The sequence below is a fragment of the Actinoplanes subglobosus genome (assembly GCF_042650585.1).
GTDB classification, from domain to species: Bacteria; Actinomycetota; Actinomycetes; order Mycobacteriales; family Micromonosporaceae; genus Actinoplanes; species Actinoplanes subglobosus.
Genome location: NZ_JBHSBL010000019.1, coordinates 332,881 through 354,462 on the forward strand (window position 1 = coordinate 332,881; position 21,582 = coordinate 354,462).

Sequence of the window (21,582 nt, forward strand, 5' to 3'; positions counted from 1 at the left end):
GGCGATGACCTTCTTGATCCGTGTCCTCATGGTGTCCTCTTCCGCCTGTCGGTGATGTGCTGCGGCAGAAGCTATGCAGAACCCCTGGATGTGCACTGGACACCAGCTGGATCGATCGACGGTAGTATCTGGGTCATCCCCGTCCCTCTCGGAGTCGCGTTCCATCCCCCATATGGGAGCGCTCCCGATCCCTCGAAGGATTCATCCCCATGTCTCGAACACGAAAAGCGCTGACCGCTGCCGCGGTCGCCACGGTCGCCGCCGGCGGTGCGGTCGCCGTCGCGCTGCAGGCGAGCGCCGCCGCCGGCTGCCGGGTCGACTACAAGGTGACCAGCCAGTGGCAGGGCGGCTTCGGTGCCGATGTGAAGATCACCAACCTCGGTGATCCGATCACCCAGTGGACGCTGGCGTTCCCGTTCAGCACCGGCCAGACCGTCACCCAGCTGTGGAACGGCACCTTCACCCAGGCCGGGACCGCGGTGACGGTCCGCAACGTGTCGTACAACGGGTCCATCGCCACCAACGGCTCCACGTCGTTCGGCTTCAACGGCGCGTTCACGTCGTCCAACCCGGTGCCCGCGTCGTTCACCCTCAACGGCACCGCGTGCACCGGCGGCGTGACCACCCCCTCGCCCAGTGCCTCCGTGTCGGCCTCCGCGTCGGCCTCCGCCTCGCCCAGCCCGTCCACCTCCCCCAGCACCGGGCCGGTCACCGGCACCGCCGCCCAGCTCGTCGCCGACATGGGCAAGGGCTGGAACCTGGGTAACCAGCTGGAGGCCAACGTCAACGGGATCCCCAGCGAGACGGCGTGGGGCAACCCGGTGATCACCGGTGCGCTGATCGACCGGGTGAAGGCGGCCGGGTTCAAGACGATCCGGATCCCGGTGTCCTACCTCGGCAAGATCGGCGCCGCCCCGAACTACACCGTCGACGCCGCCTGGCTGAACCGGATCCAGGAGGTCGTCAACCTGGCTCACGACCGCGGGCTGTACGTACTGATCAACATGCACGGCGACGGGTACAAGACCGTCGGCGGCGCGTGGCTGATCTGCGACGCGGCCGACCAGACGACCATCAAGGCCAAGTACCAGAAGGTCTGGCAGCAGGTGGCGTCGAAGTTCGCGAGCTACAGCGGCCGGCTGATCTTCGAGTCGATGAACGAGAACTTCGACGGCCAGTACGGCAACCCGACCCAGCCGTGCTACTCGAACATCAACGCGTACAACCAGATCTTCGTGGACACGGTACGGCAGACCGGCGGCACCAACACGTCGCGATGGCTGCTGGTGCCGGGCTGGAACACCAACATCGACCACACCGTGGGCAGCGGTTTCGTGCTGCCGACCGACCAGTACCGGTCGTCGTCGATCCCGGCCGCCGAGAAGCGGTTGATGATCTCGGTCCACTACTACGACCCGTGGGACTTCACCGGGACCGAGAGCGGCGCCATCACCCAGTGGGGCCCGAACGCCACGGACGCTTCCAAGAAGTCGACGTGGGGCCAGCAGGACTTCATGGACGCACAGCTGAAGAAGACGTACGACGCGTTCGTCACCAAGGGTTACCCGGTGTTCGTCGGCGAGTACGGCTCGATCGACAAGACGTCGGCCGACTCGACGAACAACCGCTACCGGGCCGACTACGCGCGCACCCTGGTCGCCACCGCCAAGAAGTACGGCGCGGCAACCGCCTACTGGGACAACGGCCACAACGGCCAGTACGGGTTCGCCCTGTTCGACCGCAACTCGGCGACCGTCACCCAGCAGAGCATCATCGACGCCATCATGGCCGGCTGACCGCCCGCCGGAGGGCGCCCACCCCGGGCGCCCTCCGGCCTCGCCGAGTTCCTCGGCCTCCCGGTGACACCAGCAGGGGAACCGCGGTGACCGGGAAGGCCAGGGCGGTTCAGGCCCCGATCAGACCGGCGGGAGGCCGGCTCCGGCGGACGGGACCCGGGTGTTGCCCTTGAGGACCCGCTCCAGCACCTGATCGAAGGTGAGGCCGCTGATGAAGGCGAGCGGTGCCAGGAAGAGCAGCAGGCGCTGGGTGTTGAGGCGTTCGAACAGGTCGGGGACGCTGACGAGTTCGCCGACCAGGTAGAGGAAGACGGTCAGGAAGCCGGCGGCCAGGCCGCTGAGGGCCGGCCAGGCCCACTGTCCGTCGCCGCGCCGGGAGCTTCTCAGCAGCGCGCCCGCGACCGCCGCCAGCATCGGTGCCACGACCAGCAGGAGAAGGCCGAGAGGGCTGTTCGCCGGGACGGTACCGGCCAGCGGGAAGGACAACCAGGTGGCGATCACCGCGATCGCCGTGACGACCAGGGCGATCCGGTTCGCCCAGCGGCCGCGCTCGCGGGCCCGGTCCTCGGCCACCTGACGCTCGCGCCGCCGGCTGACCTGACCGAGCAGGCTGGTGGCCAGGTCGGCGCCGAGCCCCGGTTTCCACGGGCGGCCGAGCAGCTTCAGATCGTCGTCGGTGATGTCGTTGCGGATGGTGGTGAGATTGGTCCGCACCTGCGCGGCGCCACCGCCGAAGGCGGCGACCGGCAGCACCGGCACCTGGTGCAGCAGCGCGAACAGCCCGGCGATCCGGCTGGCCTGTCCACCACCGACGATGACCACCCCGTCGCAGGTCATCAGCGACCGGTAGTAGGGCAGCTCCCACTCCCCCGAGGCGTCGTGCTCGACCTGCACCTCGACCGTGCTGCCCTCCGGCGCCTGGAACTCGACGGTGGCGTGCTGGGGTGGCCGCACCACCACCCGGCCACCGGCTCCGGCCCCGGCGAACCCGCGGAACGCGGCCGCCTCCACATAGCGCGCCCGGGAGGAGAACAGCAGCAGATCGCAACCGGCCTCGGCGAGCGCGGCCCCGATCTCCACGCAGGCGCCGTCGGCGTTGTCGGCGTCGCGCAGCGGCGGAGAATACTGCCGCCCGGCTTCAGCACTACCCACGAAGGCGATCAAAGGCCGTGGATCGGGCATGCATCGTCCTCACCCTGGGAAGCGGAGTGTCCGGATGTTACTACGAAGAGTCGTTGCCAACGCAGAGCGTGGCCTGAGAAACTTCGCGGGCAGAAAGTCGTCGGCGTCGGGCGGTTCATGGCCAAGTTCTTCCTGAGTCACAGCGCGGGTGAGGGCAGCACCGCACAGTCGCTTCTGGAGGCTCTCGTCACCACCCTCGGGCAGGAAGGCCACGATCCGTTCGAGGCCGCTCGGATCCACGCCGGTGAGAGGTGGCGCGGCCGCATCTACGACGAGCTGGCGATCTGTGACGCGGCGGTCGTCCTGATGGACCGGGCCGCGCTCACCTCCTGGTGGGTCCACCGTGAGGTGTCCAATCTGCTCTGGCGCAAGCACCTGGGCTCGGTCGAGATCCGGGTCGTCCTCCTGGACGGTGTGACGCCCGGCGACATCCGCGCACATCGCTACGGCGAGCTCGTCGAGCTGCAGTTCCTCGGCGCCACGGACTGTGCTCCGGCCGAGGTGGCGGCGAAGGTGGTGGCGTCGTTCGGTGCGATGCCCGACGAGCCGGACGACAACATGCGGACCTGGATCGAGGACGTCACCAGCCAGCTCGGTGCCGCGCCGGTCGGGCTGGCCCTGCGCTCCTTCGCCAGACACGTCGGGCTGGAGAGATCCGAGGCCAAGGGCCTGTCCGCGCCCGGCTGCTACCGGTTCCTCGCCCACCAGCTGCTCGGCCGGCCACGCCCGGACGACACCTTCCTCGCGGTGGACTCCGTGCGGTATGCGATCGGCCCGGACCGTACCGCGCAGCTCGCCGAACTGTCGGCGCCGGCCCTGGTCGACGGCGTGGCGGCGCACGTGCTGCTCCGCCCGTACGCTTCCGGGCCCCGGATCTACCTGCTCAACGCCCGGTCGACGGCGACCGCCGCGCTGTACGTGTCCCGGGCGGCCTGCTGTGCGCGGACCCACCGGATCGCCGGTGTCTCCGCGCGGACCGGCGAGGAGGGCGTGGCCGAGCTCGAACAGCGTTGTGAGGCCGCGCTCGCCCGCATGCTGCACCTGAACCCGAGCAGGTACCGCGGCCAGCGGCTCTACGAGGCGATCTCCCGGATCGAACCCGGCCCGGGCGGCATGGTGGAGGCCTGCTACCTGGCCATCGACCTGGCCGAGTGCCCGCCGGGGCCGGTCACCGAGGTGATCAGCCGCCTGCATGCCCGGATTCCCTGGCTGATCGTCATCATCCTGTCGACGTCGCCCGGCAAGGTCACCGCGGCGCTGGACGGGGAGGAACCGGTGTTGCTCGAACCCACGTTGTCCGAAGGAGAGGAGGAGGCCATGGACCGTGTCGTGCAGGCCTTCCAGGAGCTGGGCGGCCGCGTGGGGGTGCACGATGGCTGAGCCGCGCACGGCCGGGCCGGACCACCGCGACGGCCGGGTCTATCTGTCCACCCCGGAGACCGACCTGGCGATCCGGGTCGCCCGGGCGACCGGGCGGCCTCTGCTGCTGCGCGGTGAGCCGGGATCCGGGAAGTCGTCGCTGGCACCCTGGGTGGCGGCCCGGGAGAAGTGGCGCTACTACGAACACGTCGTGACGTCGCGGACCCAGACGCAGGACCTGATGTGGTCGTTCGACATCGTGCGCCGCTTCGCCGACGCCCCGGTGTACGCGGCACGTGACGAGAAGCTCGACGAGAGCCGGTACGTGACGCCGGGCGTACTCTGGTGGGCCTTCGACCGGGAGTCCGCTCTGCGGCGCGGCGCACCGCCACCGGCCGAGCCGGATCCCACGCTGGAGCCGCTTCCGCTGCTGAACAGGGGCACCAAACGCGATGGCGCGGTGGTGCTGATCGACGAGATCGACAAGGCCGACCCGGACGTCCCCAACGCGCTCCTGGTCCCGCTGGGCTCACGCGAGTTCACCGTGACCGAGACCGGCACGCTGGTTCAGGGTGCCGAGGGCAGCACCGGCAACCACTTGGTGATCATCACCACCAACGACGAGCGCGAACTGCCGGCCGCGTTCCTGCGCCGCTGCGTCGTGCTGACGCTGCCGGCACCCGACCACAAGCGGCTGGTCGAGATCGCGCAACGGCACCTGCGCACCTACAAGGTGGCCCACGAGCACCCGGACCCGGCCGGTCTCGCCCGTCACCTGGCCGACGAGCTGCAGAAGGTACGCAACGAGGCGGCCCTGCACGGCGGACGGCCGCCGAGCACCGCCGAGTACCTGGACACGTTCTTCGCCTGCCTGCAACTCAAGATCGTGGTCGGCGACGACCAGTGGGCCGCCCTGTGCCGGATGACCCTGCGCAAGGACGACCAGCCGGGGTGGAGCTGACGGTGGGCGAGATCTGGTTGAGCGATCTGGCCCGGGCCTGGGCTGCGGTCGGCGCACGCACCGAAGAGGAGCGTCACGCCGTCGCCCGCCTCCTCGGGCTCGGCGACTCACCGCTCGACCGGGCACGCCGGCGCACCGTGGACGAACCGGGCCGGGAGCCCACAACGCGCGACCTGGGGCTGCCGTCCGAAGCGGGCGAGGTCGCGGAGGATCCGGCCGACGAGGACACCGGGGCGTCCGGCGACACCGACGAGGAGGCCGGTGACGACGGCGGGCAGATCCGCCGGATCGGCGTCGAGCCGGTGACGGTCGCCGCCGCGACTACCACCCTGCCCCGGCCGGGCGGCGCGTCACCCGTACGCCCGCATCTGCCGTTGATCGATCCGCGGCTCGGCCGCAGTGTGCTCCAGGAGTTGCTGGCACAGCCCAGCGGTGAGGGGCCGATCGACGTGGAGGCGCTGGTCCGGCGGGTGGCGAGTCACCGGGTGACCGGGATGCCGCGGCGGCCGTCGCGGACGCTGCGGTTCGGGGTGCAGGTCCTCAGCGACGAGGGCGACGGCATGGCGCCGTTCGTCAAGGACCAGGAAGACCTCATTCAGGGGGTACGGGACCTCGTCGGCGACGACATCACCAGCGTCGTCTCGTTCGCGGACGCCCCGTTGCGGGGTGCCGGGGACGGCCCGGTGTGGACCTGGACGACCTATCGGCCGCCGCCGCCCGGCAGCCGCATCCTGGTTCTCTCCCACCTGGGTATCGGTGGCCCCTGGCCGGATCCGGGACGCGCCCGCCGGCAGGAGTGGACCGACTTCGCCGAGCTGGTCCGGCGCGCCGAGTGCCGGGCTATCGTCCTGGTTCCCTATCCCCTCGCCCGGGTGCCCGGCTGGGCGTTGCCGCTGTTCCCGGTGTTGAGCTGGGACCGGACCCTGACCGTCTGGCGTGCGGCGCAGGCCGGCCGATGACCTGGACTCCGCCGCCGCTCGACCCGGCCGCCGCCGAACTGGCGACGCTGGTGAGCGTCGCCGTGCACATCGAACCGGAGCTGCTGCGGCACGTCCGCCTCCGGCTGATGACCGGCACCGACGTCGGCGCCGAGGCGGACCTGTGGTTCAGCCCGTGGATCGCGACACGCGCGGCGGACTCGATCGTGCTGCGTGCCGAGGTGGCGTCGTGGCTGCGCACCCGGCTGGCGGAACGTCTCGCCGCTCCGGACACACCGCACGACCCGGCCCACCGGGTCTGGGACCTGATCGCCGACCTGCACGGATCGGCCTCGCCCGCGCTGCTGCTGGAGGAGCGGCTGACCTGGCTGTCCCTGCTGCCCGGCGATCACCTCGACGAGATCGAGGCCGCGTTGCGGCCCGCGGTGAACGCGGTCGTCACCGAGGGCCGGTCCGGGGTCGCCGATTGGTTCGGCGGTGCGTGGGCAAGGCTTCCCGATGCGGTACGGGGCACGCGGGCCGCCTGGCAACTGGCCCATCTGGCCAGCCGTGGGGAACAGGCCGGCCCCTATGCACCGGCCTCCCTGGGCCTGGGCGACGTGCACATCATCGCGCCGCACATGCCGCAGACGGACCTGATGATCGAACGACGCGACGGGGTCGTGATCCTGGGCGGGGAACGCGGCACCGCCGTCCCGGTCGCGCAGACCGAACCCTCGATCGCGGCGGTGAGCTGGTTCGACACCGAGGCGGTGCGGACGTCCACGGTCCGGATCACGTCGGAATCGCCGGTGGAGGTCACGGTCGGGGAGTCACCGCTGGTCTGGCTGCACACCGCCGACGGCACGATCCACGAGATCGGCACGGCACCAGCCGGGTCGCGGGCCCACCTGTGGGTCTACGACGAGCCGACGGCCGGCTGGCCACGGGTGGACCTGCTCTGGAAGCTCCTGCGGCTCGCCGGCGTGGACATCCGGATCCACAGCTCCCTCACCGATGACTCGCCGCCACGCAGCGAGGACTGCGTCATCCTGCTGTGCCAGTCCACCCATGATCCGGAGGTGGTGCGCTTCTTCGGTGACACCCCGGTACTGTCGGTGATGTTCGAAGGCGACCAGGCCGGTGATCTGGCACCGATGGGCGGGCGGCAGACGGTCGTCCGGGTCACCGACCTCACGCCCGGTGGGATACAGCCGCTGGTGGCGGAGCTGACCGGGGTTCTGTCCAGCGCCGGGGCGAAGACGACGCCGTGGGCTGTACTGATCGAGTCCCGGCATCATCTGTGGCGATGCTACGGCGTCCTGATCGACGGACGACGCGTCCTCACCGTCCTGCCCGAGACCGCCCGAGGGGACAGCGACGACCTCTCCGTGACGTTCCAGGTGGACGGATTCCGGTCCGCCGTCGCCGTCCGGGCGATGTTCCACCATTCCCCGGTGACGCTCATCGACCTGGCCGGGGCGCCTCCCGCGGCCGCGGTACCGGCCGCGGTCCGCAAACCGACCGCCGCCCAGTTGTGGGACGACACGTGGCACACGGCCGGCAGTTTCCGGGACAGCCGCGCGATCGCCACGGTTCGCGGCACGTTCGGGCGGCCGATGCCCGACGGCCGGATAGCGATCAGCCCGTTGACGACGTCACCGTCGGTGTGGAGCGGAGCCGCACTGTGGTCCGCCGCATTCGACGGGATCGTCGCACTCGTCGTCAGTGGCCCGGGTTCCACCGGCCAGGAGGCGCTGCTGCTGCACGACCTCGACCAGTGGTTCCCGCCACCGAAACCGGCGGAGCCCGCACCCCGTCCGCAGCGTCCGCCGGCCTCCGGGGACTGGGAGTTCGCGCGACTCGAATACCGGCCCACCGGCTCGCTCGGCAACGACCGGTTCATGGACTGGACGGCGACCTTCCATCACCCCGGCGGTGTGCTGAGGTGGGGCACCGACGAACGATTCGACGACCTCCGCCACCTCAACCGGGCCGGGAGAGTCGGCTGGCAGGTCTACCAGCGGCATGCGATGTCGGATCCGGAACAGCCGCACCGTCTCACCGGCGTCACCTACGTCCTGCGGCGCCGGATCCCCTAGAACGACACCGCGGCTTGCATCTCGAGCCGCTTGAGATCGCATAGTGGGCGTCGTGGACCTGAACGAGCTGTACGCCATCGGTGATGTCGCCCGCCGGACCGGCCTGAGTGTGAGCGCCGTGCGGTACTACGCCGACGCCGGTGTGGTCGAGCCGGCCGCCACCACCCCGGCCGGGCACCGCCTGTACGACGTGTCCGCCATCGCCCGCCTCGAACTGGTACGCACGCTGCGGGAACTCGGGGCCGGCCTGGACGGGATCCGGCAGGTCCTGGCCGGCCGGACGACACTGCGCGAACTCGCGGCCGCCCACCTGGACCTGCTGACCCGGCAGGAGGCCCGGCTGCGCAGCCGCCGCGCGGTGCTGTCGGCGATCCTGCGGCAGGACACCACGGCCGAGCAGGCGACACTGATGCACCGGCTGGCCGGCATGACCGACGAGGAACGCGACCGGCTGATCGACGACTTCTGGACCGAGGTCACCACCGGCTGGGAACCACCGGAACGGATGGTCTCCTGGTGGCGGGCGGCCCGCCCGGAACTGCCCGCCGACCCCACCGCCGCCCAGCTGGAGGCCTGGATCGACCTGGCCGAACTGGTCCGCGACGGCGAGATCCGGCGGGCCGTCCGCCGCGAACTGATCGAGGTGTGCACCACCGGCGCCGGGCCGTTGATGACCTCGTCACCGATGCTCGACAGCCTGGAGGCGGGCACGCCCATCGGCCAGGCGGCGATCGATGCGGTACGGGCGGAGCTGGCACCGGACTCCGCGGAGGGACGCCGGATCGCCGACCGGTGGATGGCCTGGCTGACCGGCATCTTCGCGACACCGGACAGCCCCGGGATGCCGGACACCCCGGAGTTCCGGATCCAGACCGCCGACCACATGCTGGCCGGCGCCGAATGGGACCGCACTCCCCCCGACCCGGAGGGCCCACTCGACCGCTACATGGCGCTGGTGACAGCGGCCAGCGGCACACCACCCGAGTCGTTCCCGTACGAGTGGCTGGCCGCGGCCATCCGTGCCACGGTCACCACACCGCCACCGGCGGCTCCCGTCGAGTAGCTTCTGCCGATGGTGCAAACACTGTCGCTGGCCGGCGCGTTCCTCGTACTCACCGCTTTCGTCGGCCTCCAGATGGGCAGGCTCGCCGTTGACACCGTCGTCTACCAGCTCCTCAACCTGGTCGGCGCCGCCCTGCTGACGACGGTCGGCCTGCTCTCGACCACCTGGGGTTTCGTGGTCCTCAACGGTGTCTGGTCGATCGTCGCGATCGTCAAGCTGTGGCAGCTCCGGACGCCGGGCCCGGCCGCGCCGGGCGGACCTCGGCGAGCCGCCTGATCGCGTAGTCGTCGTCCCAGCAGACGGCGGCCTGCCAGGCGGCGGAGGCCTGCGCGGCGATGTCGTGGGCGAGGTCGTCGAGACCGGCGGCGTTGCCGGGCAGGGCCAGATCCAGGTCGGGTACGTCCACGTGTGACTCGTCCCAGTCGATCAACGCGATGCGGGATGCGGTCACCCGTACGTTGCGGGGGTTGAGATCGCCGTGCACGACGCACGTCTCGCGCCCGGCCAACCGTGCCCACGCGGCCCGGCAGGCGGCGACCCCCTCGGGTGGCATCGCGCCGAGGTCGATCCGCGTCCCGGTCAGGGTGTGCCGCAGGTCGAGCGAGGAGCGCCGGCCCGGGCGCTGCGGCCAGCCGCGGGTGAGCCGGTGCAGGTCACGGAGCGTGGCCGCGACGCGGCGCCAGTCGGCCGGGCTCTCGGGTGGGCCGCCCTCGACGTAGGTCATCACCACCGCGCGAGCGCGTCCCATCCCATCGGGCCCACCTTACGGGTCCGCAGCGGTCTCGGGCCCGCCCGCGCCGGACACCGGCATCGCTGAACAGGCCGTCGCCGCATTTCTTGAAAAGGTGCGGCCCGCAGCCTGCCGTTCCGGTGGAGGAAGGGCGGCCGGTGCGTCTCTACAAGTATTTGTAATCGATGCTCGTCCATTGAACGGCCGGGGTGGGCGGAGACCGGAAGCGGCTCGTCTAGCGTGCGGAGCATGCCCAACGACGCGCTCGCGCAGGAACTGATCGCCATGACCGACGAGGACCGGAAGCTCCAGGCCGGCGCCCTCGGTGACGACCTCACCGCCCAGCTGGCCCACCGTCGTGTCACCGTCCGCAACGCCGACCGCCTGGCCGAGATCATCGACGAGTACGGCTGGCCCACCGCCGCACTCGTCGGCGAGGAGGCCGCCCGCCGGGCCTGGCTGGTGGCGCAGCACGCCGACCGGCAACTGGATCTGCAGCGGCGCGCACTGGAGCTGATGACCGCGAGCCGGGGCAACCCCACCCAGCTGGCCATGCTGCGGGACCGGCTCCTGGTCAACGAGGGCCGCCCGCAGATCTACGGCACCCAGATCGCCGGTGTCGTCGACGGCGCACCGGTCCCGTGGCCGTGCGAGGACCCGGAGCGGATGGACCAGCGCCGCGTGGAGGTGGGCCTCGAACCGTTCGCGGCGCACGTCGCCAGGCACGCTCCCGCCTGATGGGCACGCGGGGCTTCTATGCCGACCTGGCCGCGACCTACTACCGGGCCTGGACGCGGGCCGGGCTGTCCGGGCTGGTGCGTGACGCCGGGTTACGCGACGCCCGCCGGACCACCGCGGCCGCGACCGGATTCTTCCAGCCCATGATGATCGCGACCGGCTAACCGCACGGGACGTCCAGCCAGTCACCGGCGGGAATGGCGGTACGGACCTGTTCGAGCCGGGCCAGGATGGCGTCGAGGCGGTCCGGTGACTGGACATACTCCAGCACCGCCCGGTAGAAGGCGTTCGTCATCGCGCCCGGCATCAGGTCGGACGCGTCGAAACACAGTGCCGCCTGCCCGGTGAGGGTCTGCGCGACCCGCCGGCTCACCGGGTCGTCGTAGATCGACGGGTCGACGCCCCGGTTGGCGGAGAACACCGACCCGCGGCTCACCGCCGGCCAGATGCTCTGCGCCTCGTCGGTCGCGAGGAAACGCATCAGCTCGCGCGCCTCGGGCTTGCCGGTGAACAGGGCGGCCAGGTCGGCGGACACCTCCCACGCCCGGGGGCGGTCCGACGGGAACGGCACGAAGTCCAGGTCGGGTCCGACCACGAAGGACGCCTGATGGTGGAGGAAACAGCCGGGCCGAACGGTGTGCATCGTCCGGCTCGCGTCGCCGAAGTCGGTGAACAGCACGCCGCCGGCGTCACCGCGGGCCAGCCCGGGCCGCAGCGCGACCTGACGCCACGCCGTCCACGCCTGGCGGATCTCCGGGGCGGTCCAGGCCGTCTTCCCCGCGGACCATCGCCGGTACGCCGCGGTCCCGGCCCGGTGCAGCACGAGATCCTCGATCCAGTCCGTGCCGGGCCAGCCGGAGACCGGGGTGGATCCCATCCCCATGCACCACGCGGCGCCGTCCCCGGCACCGAGGCGCTCACTGAGCTGGACGAGTGCGTCCCAGGTCGGCGGCTCCCCACCGGACAAGCCGGTGACCCTGCGTGGGTCGTACCAGATGAGGCTCTTGAGAGAGGTCTTGACCGCCACCGCGTAGCGGGCGTCGCCCATCCGCTCCAGGCGCAGCCACTGCGGGCTGTGTGACTGCCCGGCGCCGGCGTCGATGACGTCGTCCAGTGGCCGCACCGCGGACCGGCGGATGTAGCCGGCGAGGTCGCCCGGGCTGGGCAGCACCGCGATGTCGGGTGGCGTGCCCTTCTGCACCTCGGCGGTCAGCACCTGGTTGAGCGCGCGGGTGCCCTGATAGTCGACCGTGATGCCGGTCCGGTCGGTGAACCGGTCCAGGACCTGCCGGAACGCGTCGGCCTCACCGCCGGTCCACGACGCGAGGACGGTCACGCCCTGATCGTCGCGGCCGGCGCAGGCCGCGCTCCCGCCGAGCAGGAGCACGACAGCGGCCATGGCCACGGCCCGTACGGTACGCATCGCCGCCCCTACCTGTACTCGTCGATGCGCGGATACAGCCCGAGCGGCACCAGCGCCATCGCGAGCAGTGCCGCGAGCAGCAGCATCTGCCGGCCGGCCAGGTCGGCGGCCGCCGCGGCGTGTCCGTCCACGTCGGTGATGCGGGCGGTCAGCGACTCCTCACCCGGCGGATCGCCGACCGCGGCGGGCCGGCCGACCGCCGCACCGCACCCGTCCGGGCAGGCGGCCGCGACCAGCTCGCCGAGCATCTGCTGGCCGTGCCGGTCGGTGGCGTCGATGCGGGCCTGCCAGACGCCGACGAGCGCGTCGCCCGCGTCGCGGGTCGCGGACAGTTCGCCGCGGGCGGCGAAGTCGAAGGACATCCCGGCGGCCAGGACCAGCACGGCGGCGGTCGCTCCGATCAAAGGCACATTGAGGGTACGGCGGAAGCGCCTGCTCAGGAAAACCTGGGTGCCCACCAGCAACGTGAGCAGCAGGACCGCCGGGATGATCCAGACGGCCACCCAGCCCGGTGCCATCCGGCCCCCGGTGAGCCGCACGGCCAGCGCCTCCCGTTCGACGGCGAGCAGGTCGTCGAGTTGCGCGAGGATGCCACTGCCGGGCTGGTGCAGCAGACGCGAGGCGTACCAGAGATCGGCTCTCGCCAGAATCGACGCGGGATCCCGGCGGAACTGCGCGTCGGCCTGCTCGACCAGCCCGGTGTAGGCGGCCAGTTGCCCCTGCACGAGCTGGATGCCCTGGCCCACCGAGGCGCCGGCGACGCTGTCCGCCGCGAGTTGTGTGAGACTCTGCCCGGCGAGCGCGATCTGGTTCTGGTAGCGCTCACCGGGCCCGGTCAGTCCCGCCGCCCCGGTCCGGAAGCTGTCGACGGCGGCCGCGTCGGCCTCCACGACCGCGGCGTGCGCGGCCAGGATGTGCATGATCGACGGCACCGAGTGCGCCTCGACCCGCTCGGTGGTGGCCCGTGTCCCCTGGGCCACCCAGGCCGACATGCCGAGCACGGCGACGAGCGCCAGCTCCAGCACGACCATCGAACGCCACAGGGTGGCCCGGGTGGTTCCCGCGCGGATCCCGAACCAGGCCAACGACTACCCCTCCCGCACGGCGCCCCACTCGCGAGGCACAGTAGCGGCCGGTGTCCAGCCGATCACCGAACGATCTCAGGCGTCCCGACCGGCGACGGCGGCCAGGTAGCGGCGGGACCCGGACCACGCAAGATCCATCGCGGCGTCCGCACCCGGACACCACGACAGGCCCGGGAGCGCGAAGATCGGGACCACCGGGAACGGGCGCCAGGCTCACTTCAGGGCGACGAACTTCAGGCCCCTCGCCTGGAGGGCCGGGATCACCGTCTTCAGTGAGGCCAGCGTCTGTGAGCGGTCGCCGCCGCCGTCGTGGCACAGCAGGATCTGGCCCGGCTTGGCCGCCAGCAGGCGCTGGGTGATGTGGGCTACGCCGGGCTGGGACCAGTCGCTCGGGTCGGCGCTCCAGTCCATCGGGATCACGTTGCTCTTCGAGACCGACTCGGACAGGCCCTTGGACCAGGCGCCGCCGGGAGCGCGGAACAGGCTCGGGGTGATCCCGGTGGTGCTGTAGATCTTGTCCTGCGCCCGGTGGATCTCCTTGAGCGCCGCGTGGCCCGGGAGTTCGGCCAGGTCGATCGGGTGGCTCCAGGTGTGGTTGGCGATCAGGTGGCCGTCGCCGGCGACGTCGCGGGCGGTCGGCTCGTGGCCGAGGACCTGGTTTCCGATCATGCAGAACAGCGCCGGGACGTCGTGTTTCTCCAGCAGACGCAGAATCTTCGGGGTCCAGACCGGGTGCGGGCCGTCGTCGATGGTGAGCGCGATGGCGTCGGCGGGGAACGGGTCGCCCGGGACCACCTTGCGGAAGTCCTTCAGTGTGTGCACGGGTGTCGACATGACCGCGGTCGTCGGCTCCGGCGCGGTGGGCACCGGGGCCGGGCTCTGCGTGGGGGCCGGCGCGGGCTCGCTGACCTGTAGGTTCGGGGCCTTGGCGGCTTCCGGTTCGCCGCGCCCGGCCAGGGCGGCGATGGTGCCGCCGATCAGGGCGGTGCCGGCTACGGCAGGGATCGCCCAGAGCAGACGACGGCGGCTCAGCGAGGGTACGGCCACCGGTGGCACCGAGACGGGCAGCGCGATCGTCGGCTCAGCGGGCGGAGGCGCGACGGTCGGGGCGGTCGAGGCGGACCGTTGGGCGGGCACCGGAGGGAGGGCGACCGTCGTTTCCGGCTCCGGTGGCCGCGCGGTGGCAGCCGACGTGCTCGCCTCCGGTGAGACCCGTGGCTTGGGCAGGGCGATCGTCGGCTCTGCCACATCCACCGCCGCCAGCGCCACGGTCTGCTCGGCCTCGTCCGGCAGCGACAACGCCACGGTCGACTCGGCCTCGTCCGGCAGCGACAGCGCCACCGTCGGCTCGGCCTCGTCCGCGGCCGAGAGCGTGACCGTCTCCTCGTCCCCGTCATCCGCCGAAAGATCGACCGTCGGCTCGGCCGAAGGCGAAGGCGAAACCGAAGGCGAAGGGCCGACCACGACCGTCGGCTCGTCGGATGAACCCACGACGACCGTGGGTTCATCCGACGACGTGCTGCTCTGGTTTGCCGCGGCGGGCCTATCGGTGTTCATCGGTGGGATTGTCGCGTCCATGGTCAAATCGGTCGCCATCTGTGTCTCAGCTGTGAAACACCGACCGGAACCGGCCTGACCTGCAACAGAAACCACAGGTGATCACACGATCACCTCACCCGCCGACATTCACCATCATGGTGGCGTGCGCCACATTCAGGGCGACGGGACCTGATCGCGGGCGATGCGCACGAGTTCCACGAGGCCACCCGCGTACTCCTGCGCCTCGGCGTGCGCCTCGTCGAACGGTGGCTGGAACCCGACGCCCTCCCATTCCTGGGTGGCGTCGTTCCACCGGTCGTTGCCCACCTCGAAGTTCCACGCCGTGATGCCGAGGTCGTAGTAGAGGTGGTCGGCCGAGTTCCCGGCCGCCGAGTAGAGCACGTCGGCGACCGGACCGGTGTAGGCCGGCCACGTCACGGTGCCCCGTTCCGCGGCGATGGCGCCGACGATCCGTTTCGCACTGTCCAGGAAGAACTTCGACTCGTCGATCGACGGCCGGGGCAGCGTGACCCGGCCGGGGATCTTGTAGGCGCCCGGCGACCACATGAAGTACCCGCCGTAGCTGTGCACGTTCAGCGAGAACCGGATGTTGGTGTGCCGGGACGCCAGCGCGACGACGTTGCGGCTCTCCGCCTCGGACAGCTCACCGGTTCCGGCGTGGGTGCCGGACAGGCAGTTCGGGCTGCCGCCGACATAGCCGTCGAAGTAGGAGCCGACCGCGTAGTTGCGGTTCACGTCGACGCCCCAGGAGTCCCGGTACCGCGGATCCCGCGACGTACCCGTGCAGTGGTTGACCAGGTTCTTGCGCTGGAAGTTGTAGTCGTTGAACGCGTAGTTCGCCCCGTCCGGGTTCACCGTCGGGATGATGAAGACGTCCACCGAGTCGACGAGCGCGCGGGTGGCCGGGTCGGTCGCGTAGTTGGCCAGCAGCCGCTCCGCGAACTCCAGCGTGACCAGCGGCGTCGCCCACTCCCGGGCGTGCTCCTGCGAGTAGGTGAGCACACCGGGCTTCGACCCGTCCCGGTACTTCCCGATCCGCAGCGCCTGTACGGTCTGCGGGCCGCGCGGCACCTCGGTCCCCTCCAGGCCGTCGTCGAGCCGCACCGGTGCGACGACCGGCATCGGCAGCCCGGCCGAGCCGTCCTCGACGAAGGCACGGAACCGCTGCGGGAACCGGGCGGTGATGAGGGCGGCGACCTCGTCGGTCGAGGTGATCACCTTGCCTCCGGCATCGGTGGCGAGACGCACGGTCAGGACCCGGTCGCGGTACGAGGCATCGAGCGCCCGATCCGGCCGGCCCGGGTCGACCGTTCTGACCTGGACACCGTTCATCCCCTGATCGCCGAAGCGGACCGACTCCACGACCACGGCCGCGACCGCCGGGTCGCCGAGGTACGCGACGGCCGTACGCCGATAGCCCTGGGTCTTGTTGGGAAGGTTGATGACGTCGACCAGTGCCGGGTACTGCCGGTGGAGCCGCCGGATCCGGGCGCTGATGTCGGTCGGCGTCATGTAGGCGTCGACGAAGTCCTTCTGGTATCCGCTGGGCAGCGCCGGAGGGGTGGAACCCGGCCAGGTCTGCGGGACGGTCGCCCGTGACGTGCCGCCGAGGCTGGAGGTGGCGGTGATCGTCACCGGCCGTGCGGGCAGCGCCTGGGGTACGGCGTAGTGGTACTGGTATTCGCCGGCGTCCTCGAACCGGATCAGCGGGTAGGAGCCGGTGGTGCCGTCGGCGGTGCGCCAGGTGACGGTGATCTCGACGTCCGGATCGTCGCTGGCGGTGGTGGCGACCTGCGTCTGCAGGAAGGTGCGCCCGTTGCTGCTCCACCAGTAGGCCTGGAGGAACTGCAGGGTGTCGGCGGCCGCCGGAGCGACGGTCCGGCTCTCGGCCAGCCTCCGGGCGCCGTCGGATTCGCGCTGGATCAGCTGGACGGCGGTGGCGCCCTCCGCGGTGAGGGTGTCCAGCTCACGGTCGTCGACGACGACGTCGAGCAGGATCGCGCCCGGGACGGCCCGTGGCCGTGCGGCCACGTCGGCACCCCGGGCGAGCAGCCGGTCGACGGCGGCCTCGTCGGGCAACCGGAACCGGATCAGGGCCCGCTCCCCCGCGGCGAGGGCGATCGGCGCCTCGGCCGGGACGGCGACCGGCACGGCGGCAGCGGGCTGGACGGTGAGCAGAGCGGCGGTCAGGACGGTGGCGGCGGTGGCCAGCCAGCGATGTCCGGACGACATGGAACCTCCTGCGGCTGTGAAGGATGTCGCCTCCCACCGCAGTCCAAATATCGTCACATGTCAATATCAACGGTGCCCTGCCGGGGAAGACGGCGGGCATCAATCGTCTGTCCGGCCGGTTCACCCGATCGTGCGGCAGGCGTAACGTTCCGTTCCATCCATTCCACGGACGACGGCGGGGATCAGTGGACAAGAATGACGACAGCCAGGACCTGCTAGCCGTCACCAGCAGCCTCGCCGACGAGTTCCAGGCGACCGAGGACGGCATCGCCGAGGCCCACCGGGTCCTCACCTCCGGAGTCCTGCCGCCGACCGCCGCCTACACCAGCCTGCAGCACACCGCGATCCTCAACATCGCCATCGCGCACCGGCAGGAGTGCGGCCTCGGCTGTGACACCTGCGATCAGATCCGGATCGCCCTGGAGAACGCCGTCGCCGCGATGCGCCTGGACATGGAGAAGGCGCTGCGGGAACTGGCCGACCGTGTGGTCTGGACCCGGGCGGTCGGGCGGGTGGCGATGCCGGGCAACGTCTACCGACGGCCGGAGCAGGGCCCCGGCGAGGACACCCGGCCCATCACCCGGCCGGAGCAGTGACGATGCCGGTCAGTGCTCCTTCTTGACGACGAAGTAGGTGCCGCGGATCGTCCCGGCCAGCTTCGAGCGCTGGCGGGCGAACTTGAACGCCCCGAGCTCCTCCGGGACGTCCATGCCGTCGGACAGTTTGAAACCGACCGCCCTCTTCCCGCCCTCGTCGACGGTGTACATCACGTTGATCGACAGTCCGCTCCGGTAGAACACGTACGCCATCCGGATGTTCTCCACCTGGAAGGCGGTCGCCTCCAGCGCCGGCGACGCGATGACCAGCCCCCGCTCCTCCTCGAGGATGCGGTGCACCCAGTCGACGGCCTCGGCCGCCTCCGCGGCGGGCTCGACGGTGAAGACGTGGCCGTACTTGTTCCGGAAGTACCGGGCCTCGTTGGCCCGCAGGCCGGCGAGCGCGTCGGCGACCGGTGACGACTCCAGGCCGACGGTCGACACGGTGTCGAAATCCACGACATAGGCCATAGCAGCATCCTCCGATATCAGCCCGGTACCGGACCACCGTAAACCCGCCGGCACCGCTGGGCGGGCGTCTGACCGAAGGCCCACCGGACGCGGACACACCAGCGAATCCGGCATCGGCGGCGGCGAACAGTTCGGTCAGCGCATCGCCGATCGGGATCACGGGCAGCGTGTGTGGTGACCGTCGACGTCTGCCGGGGTTGGCCTGGGCCGATCTTGACCGGCTGACCACCGGAAACGGTGGAAAAATACTCAAGATCCGGCGGGGTGACCCGGTGAAGGCCGGCAGTCAGCGCACCGGTGGCGATCGGCTGCTATCCGGACCCGCCACTCCGGGCACCCACTGACCGGCCCACGGACCCTACCGACGGCCCGCAGCGAGATCGAGCAACTCGGACCTGCCCGAGAAGCCTGTTTCAGCATGGTATGGATCAGCCGGACGGGTGTTGCCGACACGCGAAACCTCTCGAGCGCGCCGCATTGCGCCAGGGCGACGACCAGCGCACACGAATGGCGATCTGTGCGCGCTGATCAACGTGGGACGAACCCACTCCGAGGCGAGGAGGGGCGAGGCCGGCGGTGGACGCCGGCTTTCCACGCGGGCCACCGCACGCTGGGAGGACGGTCTACCGGCGGCTCACGGTCACCGGCTGCCCGAGGACGGCGGGCGCGATGGTGATCCTGTCGACATCCGGCGCGTACGCCCGCGTGTTGCCGAAGGTCAGTGAGCCACCGGCGGTGGTCAGGGTGATCGGGATGGTCTTCTCCAGGAAACTGTTCCAGGCGTACGTGTAGCGGAAGTAGCCGTACGCGCTGCCGCCTCCGTCCTCGGTGACCTCGAGCCGCCGGTCGATGACCTGCGGGTTGTAGTCGTGCCGGCCACTGAGCTCGGCGTTGGCGTAGCCGACGACGATGTCGTACGCCCCGGGACGGTCGAACCCGGGCTGCCGGGGGATCTCGAACGTGTTGCCGGCGCCGGGCCCGACGTACCCGATGGACTTCCCGCCGGAGGCGTTGCTGCCGGTGGCGTCGGCGTGCGTGGTGACGGCGACCGTCCCGTGCCGGACGGTGTTCTCCGCCTCGATCGTGACGGCGGCGCTGTCGGCCGGGGCGACCCGGGTGGTGGTCAGCTGCTGGAGCAGGATGCCGCGCTTCGAGCGGATCTCGATCTCGTTGATGCCCTGGCTCAGGTGCAGACGGACGGTCGAACGCCAGGCGCCGGGCCGAGCGGCCGACAGCGTGGCGAACGGACGCCCGTTGACGGTGACGTCGACGTCGGTGCGGCGGTCGCTGCGATAGTCCAGGCTGACGTCGTGGTAGCCGGTCTCCCAGGCGTGCACGTACGCGTCGGCCCGCTCCCCGGCACCGCGGATCTCGCCGTGGCCGCGCGCCTTCTCCCGGTCGTAGACGACGTGCGCGCCGCCGTAGTAGCGCAGCGTCGAGGCCGGGTAGGCGGTCGGCTCACCGTCGGTGACATCGGTGAGCAGGAACTTGTCCAGGGTGATGTCGGAGTTCGGCAGCACGGTGGTGCCGTTCAGGCTGGCCCGCAAGGACAGGGTGTGCGTTCCGGCGGTCAGTGGGATGGTCACCTCGGAGCTGCCGCGGTACTGCCACCGCTGTACGTCGGTGAGGGCGAGGTCGGCGGTGTACTGGACGGTCACCGGGCTCGCGCCGTCGGTGAACAACGCGTGCCGGCCCGGGACGCCCGGTGCGCCGCCGATCACCTGGAACCGGTAGTGGCCGGTCCTGGGCACGGTGACGGTCCAGTCGGCCCTGGAGGCGGGACGGTTGAACGAGCCGACGTCGCGGCTGCCCGAGGCGAGGAACTTCCAGCCGCCGCCACCCTGCGGGTCCTGGTCGTAGACGGTCGCCGCGGTGAGACCGGTGGCCTCGGCCTCGACGGAGGCGCTCCAGACGGCACCGGCCACCGGGGTGCGGTCCTGCTCGGGAGTGATGAGGACCTGGTACGCGGCGTACCGGTCGTAGGTCGGCACGCCGAGGTCGATGGTGCCGCGGTCCAGGCGTACGCCGTCGAGCACCTTGACCACGGCCGGAGCGCCGGAGACGCCCTCGGCGCCGGACAGCGTGATCTCGCGGACCTCGATGTCGACCCGCTTGCCGAAGATGTCGCGGTCGAGCCCGGACAGACGCAGCGAGACGGGCTTGCCGCCGCCGCCGTACAGGACGGTGGCCCGCCTGTTGCGCTTGTCGACGGCCGCGATGCCCTGCAGGGTGTCGACGGTGTCCGGCGCCGGCGGCGTGACGGCGACGGTCCGGCTGCCTTCCAGGTCGCCGTACCACTTGAACATCCACCAGCCGGCGTTCGCGGCGTTCGCGCGGGCGCTGTTGTCGCTGAGGTTCCCGGCGTACGCCCAGTACGCGGTCTGCCCGTCGATCTTCAGGTCTTCCATGATGGACAGCCATTGGACCAGCTGGCCCGGGGTGCCCATGTCACGCAGCATCCCCCACTCGGTGATGTTGACGTGGATCGGCGTCAGCCCCAGGCGCTTCTCCAGTGCCCGGTAGTCCGCGTAGTGCGAGCGGAAGGTCCGCAGGTTGTCGATGCCGAGCTCGTGCCAGATGAACACGTCCGGCAGCACGTCGTTGGCCTTGGCGTAGGTGAGGATCTCGGCGGACCGCTCGGGCTGCCACCGGGTGTCGCCGGGACCGCCGATCCGGGCGTGACCGAGGCCGTGCCGCGCGTACACCTGCTGGATCGTGTCGTAGGTGGCCTTCCAGTCGGCCAGGAAGGTGTCCTTCAACCGGCCCCAGTCGGCGTACCAGTTGCCGCCGTCGGGTTCGTTGAACGGGATGAACACGTAGTCCTGCGGGCGCGACGAGGTGGTGGCGACGGCCTCGGTCACGAACTCGACGACCTCGAGGTAGTCCCAGATCCCGTTCGGCGTGCTGGTGTACGTCCCGTCGGCCTGGTCGTAGGTGCGGCTGTCGCCGGGACGGACCCCACCGTGGTACGACCAGTCCGGGTAGTAGTCCTGGACGTAGATGTACATGTCCTTGCCGTGCTTGTGGAAGAAGCCGTCCTCCACCTTGATCGCGTCGCCGCTGGGGTGCTGGGTGCCGTACGGCGCCTTCTGCGAGGTGTTGGTGATGTGGGCGCCGTCGATCAGCGCCTGGGTGGGCGCGCCGTCGTCGCCGAAGCCGTAGAGGGTTCCGGTCGCGCCGCCCCGGAACTCGCCGGTGCTGCGGGCGAAGTCGACGCTCAGCACGTCGGCCGTGGACTCGGCCGCACCGGCTCCCGCGGACCCGGACAGGACTCCGGCCGTGAGCGTGACGCCCGCGGTCAGCATGGCAAGTCTGTTCACTGATTCTCCCTACTCGACCGGCGACTCGGACGTGACGACGAGTGTGA

At 70.9% G+C, this 21,582-nt stretch carries 18 protein-coding genes; 10 read left to right on the top strand and 8 right to left on the bottom strand.

Features of this window, described 5'->3' with window-relative positions; all coding sequences use genetic code 11:
- Positions 1-209: 209 nt before the first annotated feature.
- Positions 210-1,796 carry a cellulase family glycosylhydrolase gene (locus ACFO0C_RS27050; RefSeq protein ID WP_378069497.1) on the top strand — a complete coding sequence of 529 codons (1,587 nt, stop codon included), beginning with the start codon at positions 210-212 and terminating at the stop codon, positions 1,794-1,796.
- A gap of 120 nt (positions 1,797-1,916) precedes the next feature.
- Here ACFO0C_RS27050 and ACFO0C_RS27055 read toward each other — a convergent pair whose 3' ends face one another.
- Positions 1,917-2,948: a hypothetical protein gene (locus tag ACFO0C_RS27055; protein ID WP_378069498.1), complete on the bottom strand. Its 1,032-nt coding sequence runs from the start codon at positions 2,946-2,948 to the stop codon at positions 1,917-1,919.
- Positions 2,949-3,095: 147 nt separating this feature from the next.
- Between ACFO0C_RS27055 and ACFO0C_RS27060 the strand changes: the two genes are divergently transcribed.
- Genes ACFO0C_RS27060 through ACFO0C_RS27085 form a run of 6 tightly spaced genes read left to right on the top strand, consistent with a single transcriptional unit; the run spans position 3,096 to position 9,656 of the window.
- Positions 3,096-4,358 (top strand): toll/interleukin-1 receptor domain-containing protein, encoded by a 1,263-nt coding sequence (locus tag ACFO0C_RS27060; protein ID WP_378069499.1) that lies wholly within the window; start codon positions 3,096-3,098, stop codon positions 4,356-4,358.
- Entirely contained in the window at positions 4,351-5,298 is a 948-nt protein-coding gene (locus ACFO0C_RS27065; protein ID WP_378069500.1) for an AAA family ATPase, read from the top strand. The genes ACFO0C_RS27060 and ACFO0C_RS27065 overlap by 8 nt, the downstream gene beginning before the upstream one ends.
- Complete coding sequence (locus ACFO0C_RS27070; RefSeq protein WP_378069501.1) at positions 5,289-6,257, top strand: hypothetical protein; 969 nt, start codon at positions 5,289-5,291, stop codon at positions 6,255-6,257. The genes ACFO0C_RS27065 and ACFO0C_RS27070 overlap by 10 nt, the downstream gene beginning before the upstream one ends.
- Positions 6,254-8,317: a hypothetical protein gene (locus tag ACFO0C_RS27075; protein ID WP_378069502.1), complete on the top strand. Its 2,064-nt coding sequence runs from the start codon at positions 6,254-6,256 to the stop codon at positions 8,315-8,317. The genes ACFO0C_RS27070 and ACFO0C_RS27075 overlap by 4 nt, the downstream gene beginning before the upstream one ends.
- A 52-nt stretch (positions 8,318-8,369) precedes the next feature.
- The gene (locus ACFO0C_RS27080; RefSeq protein WP_378069503.1) at positions 8,370-9,380 is read left to right on the top strand and encodes a helix-turn-helix domain-containing protein; all 1,011 of its coding nucleotides are present in this window, start codon (positions 8,370-8,372) and stop codon (positions 9,378-9,380) included.
- Between the two features lie 9 nt (positions 9,381-9,389).
- Positions 9,390-9,656: a CBU_0592 family membrane protein gene (locus ACFO0C_RS27085; RefSeq protein WP_378069504.1), complete on the top strand. Its 267-nt coding sequence runs from the start codon at positions 9,390-9,392 to the stop codon at positions 9,654-9,656.
- Here ACFO0C_RS27085 and ACFO0C_RS27090 read toward each other — a convergent pair.
- Positions 9,592-10,128, bottom strand: coding sequence for a phosphotransferase (locus tag ACFO0C_RS27090; protein ID WP_378069505.1), 537 nt, complete (start codon positions 10,126-10,128; stop codon positions 9,592-9,594). The genes ACFO0C_RS27085 and ACFO0C_RS27090 overlap by 65 nt on opposite strands.
- 231 nt (positions 10,129-10,359) lie before the next feature.
- Here ACFO0C_RS27090 and ACFO0C_RS27095 point away from each other — a divergent pair, with 231 nt between their 5' ends.
- The gene (locus ACFO0C_RS27095) at positions 10,360-10,848 is read left to right on the top strand and encodes a DUF6624 domain-containing protein (RefSeq protein ID WP_378069506.1); all 489 of its coding nucleotides are present in this window, start codon (positions 10,360-10,362) and stop codon (positions 10,846-10,848) included.
- Positions 10,848-11,012, top strand: coding sequence for a hypothetical protein (locus ACFO0C_RS27100; RefSeq protein ID WP_378069507.1), 165 nt, complete (start codon positions 10,848-10,850; stop codon positions 11,010-11,012). The genes ACFO0C_RS27095 and ACFO0C_RS27100 overlap by 1 nt, the downstream gene beginning before the upstream one ends.
- Here ACFO0C_RS27100 and ACFO0C_RS27105 read toward each other — a convergent pair.
- The 4 genes from ACFO0C_RS27105 to ACFO0C_RS27120 all read right to left on the bottom strand — a co-directional run bounded on the left by ACFO0C_RS27105 (position 11,009) and on the right by ACFO0C_RS27120 (position 17,148).
- A complete protein-coding gene (locus tag ACFO0C_RS27105) occupies positions 11,009-12,271 on the bottom strand; it encodes an ABC transporter substrate-binding protein (RefSeq protein ID WP_378069508.1) in 1,263 nt (420 codons plus the stop codon). The two genes, ACFO0C_RS27100 and ACFO0C_RS27105, sit on opposite strands and share 4 nt — an antisense overlap.
- An 8-nt stretch (positions 12,272-12,279) precedes the next feature.
- Positions 12,280-13,356 carry a hypothetical protein gene (locus ACFO0C_RS27110; RefSeq protein WP_378069509.1) on the bottom strand — a complete coding sequence of 359 codons (1,077 nt, stop codon included), beginning with the start codon at positions 13,354-13,356 and terminating at the stop codon, positions 12,280-12,282.
- A gap of 213 nt (positions 13,357-13,569) precedes the next feature.
- The gene (locus tag ACFO0C_RS27115; RefSeq protein WP_378069510.1) at positions 13,570-14,913 is read right to left on the bottom strand and encodes a polysaccharide deacetylase family protein; all 1,344 of its coding nucleotides are present in this window, start codon (positions 14,911-14,913) and stop codon (positions 13,570-13,572) included.
- 156 nt (positions 14,914-15,069) lie between these two features.
- A complete protein-coding gene (locus tag ACFO0C_RS27120; RefSeq protein ID WP_378069511.1) occupies positions 15,070-17,148 on the bottom strand; it encodes a M14 family zinc carboxypeptidase in 2,079 nt (692 codons plus the stop codon).
- A 185-nt stretch (positions 17,149-17,333) separates the two neighbouring features.
- On the opposite strand from ACFO0C_RS27120, the gene ACFO0C_RS27125 reads away from it, so the two are divergent.
- The gene (locus tag ACFO0C_RS27125; protein WP_378069512.1) at positions 17,334-17,744 is read left to right on the top strand and encodes a hypothetical protein; all 411 of its coding nucleotides are present in this window, start codon (positions 17,334-17,336) and stop codon (positions 17,742-17,744) included.
- A gap of 9 nt (positions 17,745-17,753) precedes the next feature.
- Here ACFO0C_RS27125 and ACFO0C_RS27130 read toward each other — a convergent pair whose 3' ends face one another.
- Together ACFO0C_RS27130 and ACFO0C_RS27135 are read right to left on the bottom strand one after the other, a co-directional pair.
- A complete protein-coding gene (locus ACFO0C_RS27130) occupies positions 17,754-18,215 on the bottom strand; it encodes a phage tail protein (RefSeq protein ID WP_378069513.1) in 462 nt (153 codons plus the stop codon).
- A gap of 623 nt (positions 18,216-18,838) precedes the next feature.
- Positions 18,839-21,535 carry a hypothetical protein gene (locus ACFO0C_RS27135; protein WP_378069514.1) on the bottom strand — a complete coding sequence of 899 codons (2,697 nt, stop codon included), beginning with the start codon at positions 21,533-21,535 and terminating at the stop codon, positions 18,839-18,841.
- Positions 21,536-21,582 lie beyond the last annotated feature (47 nt).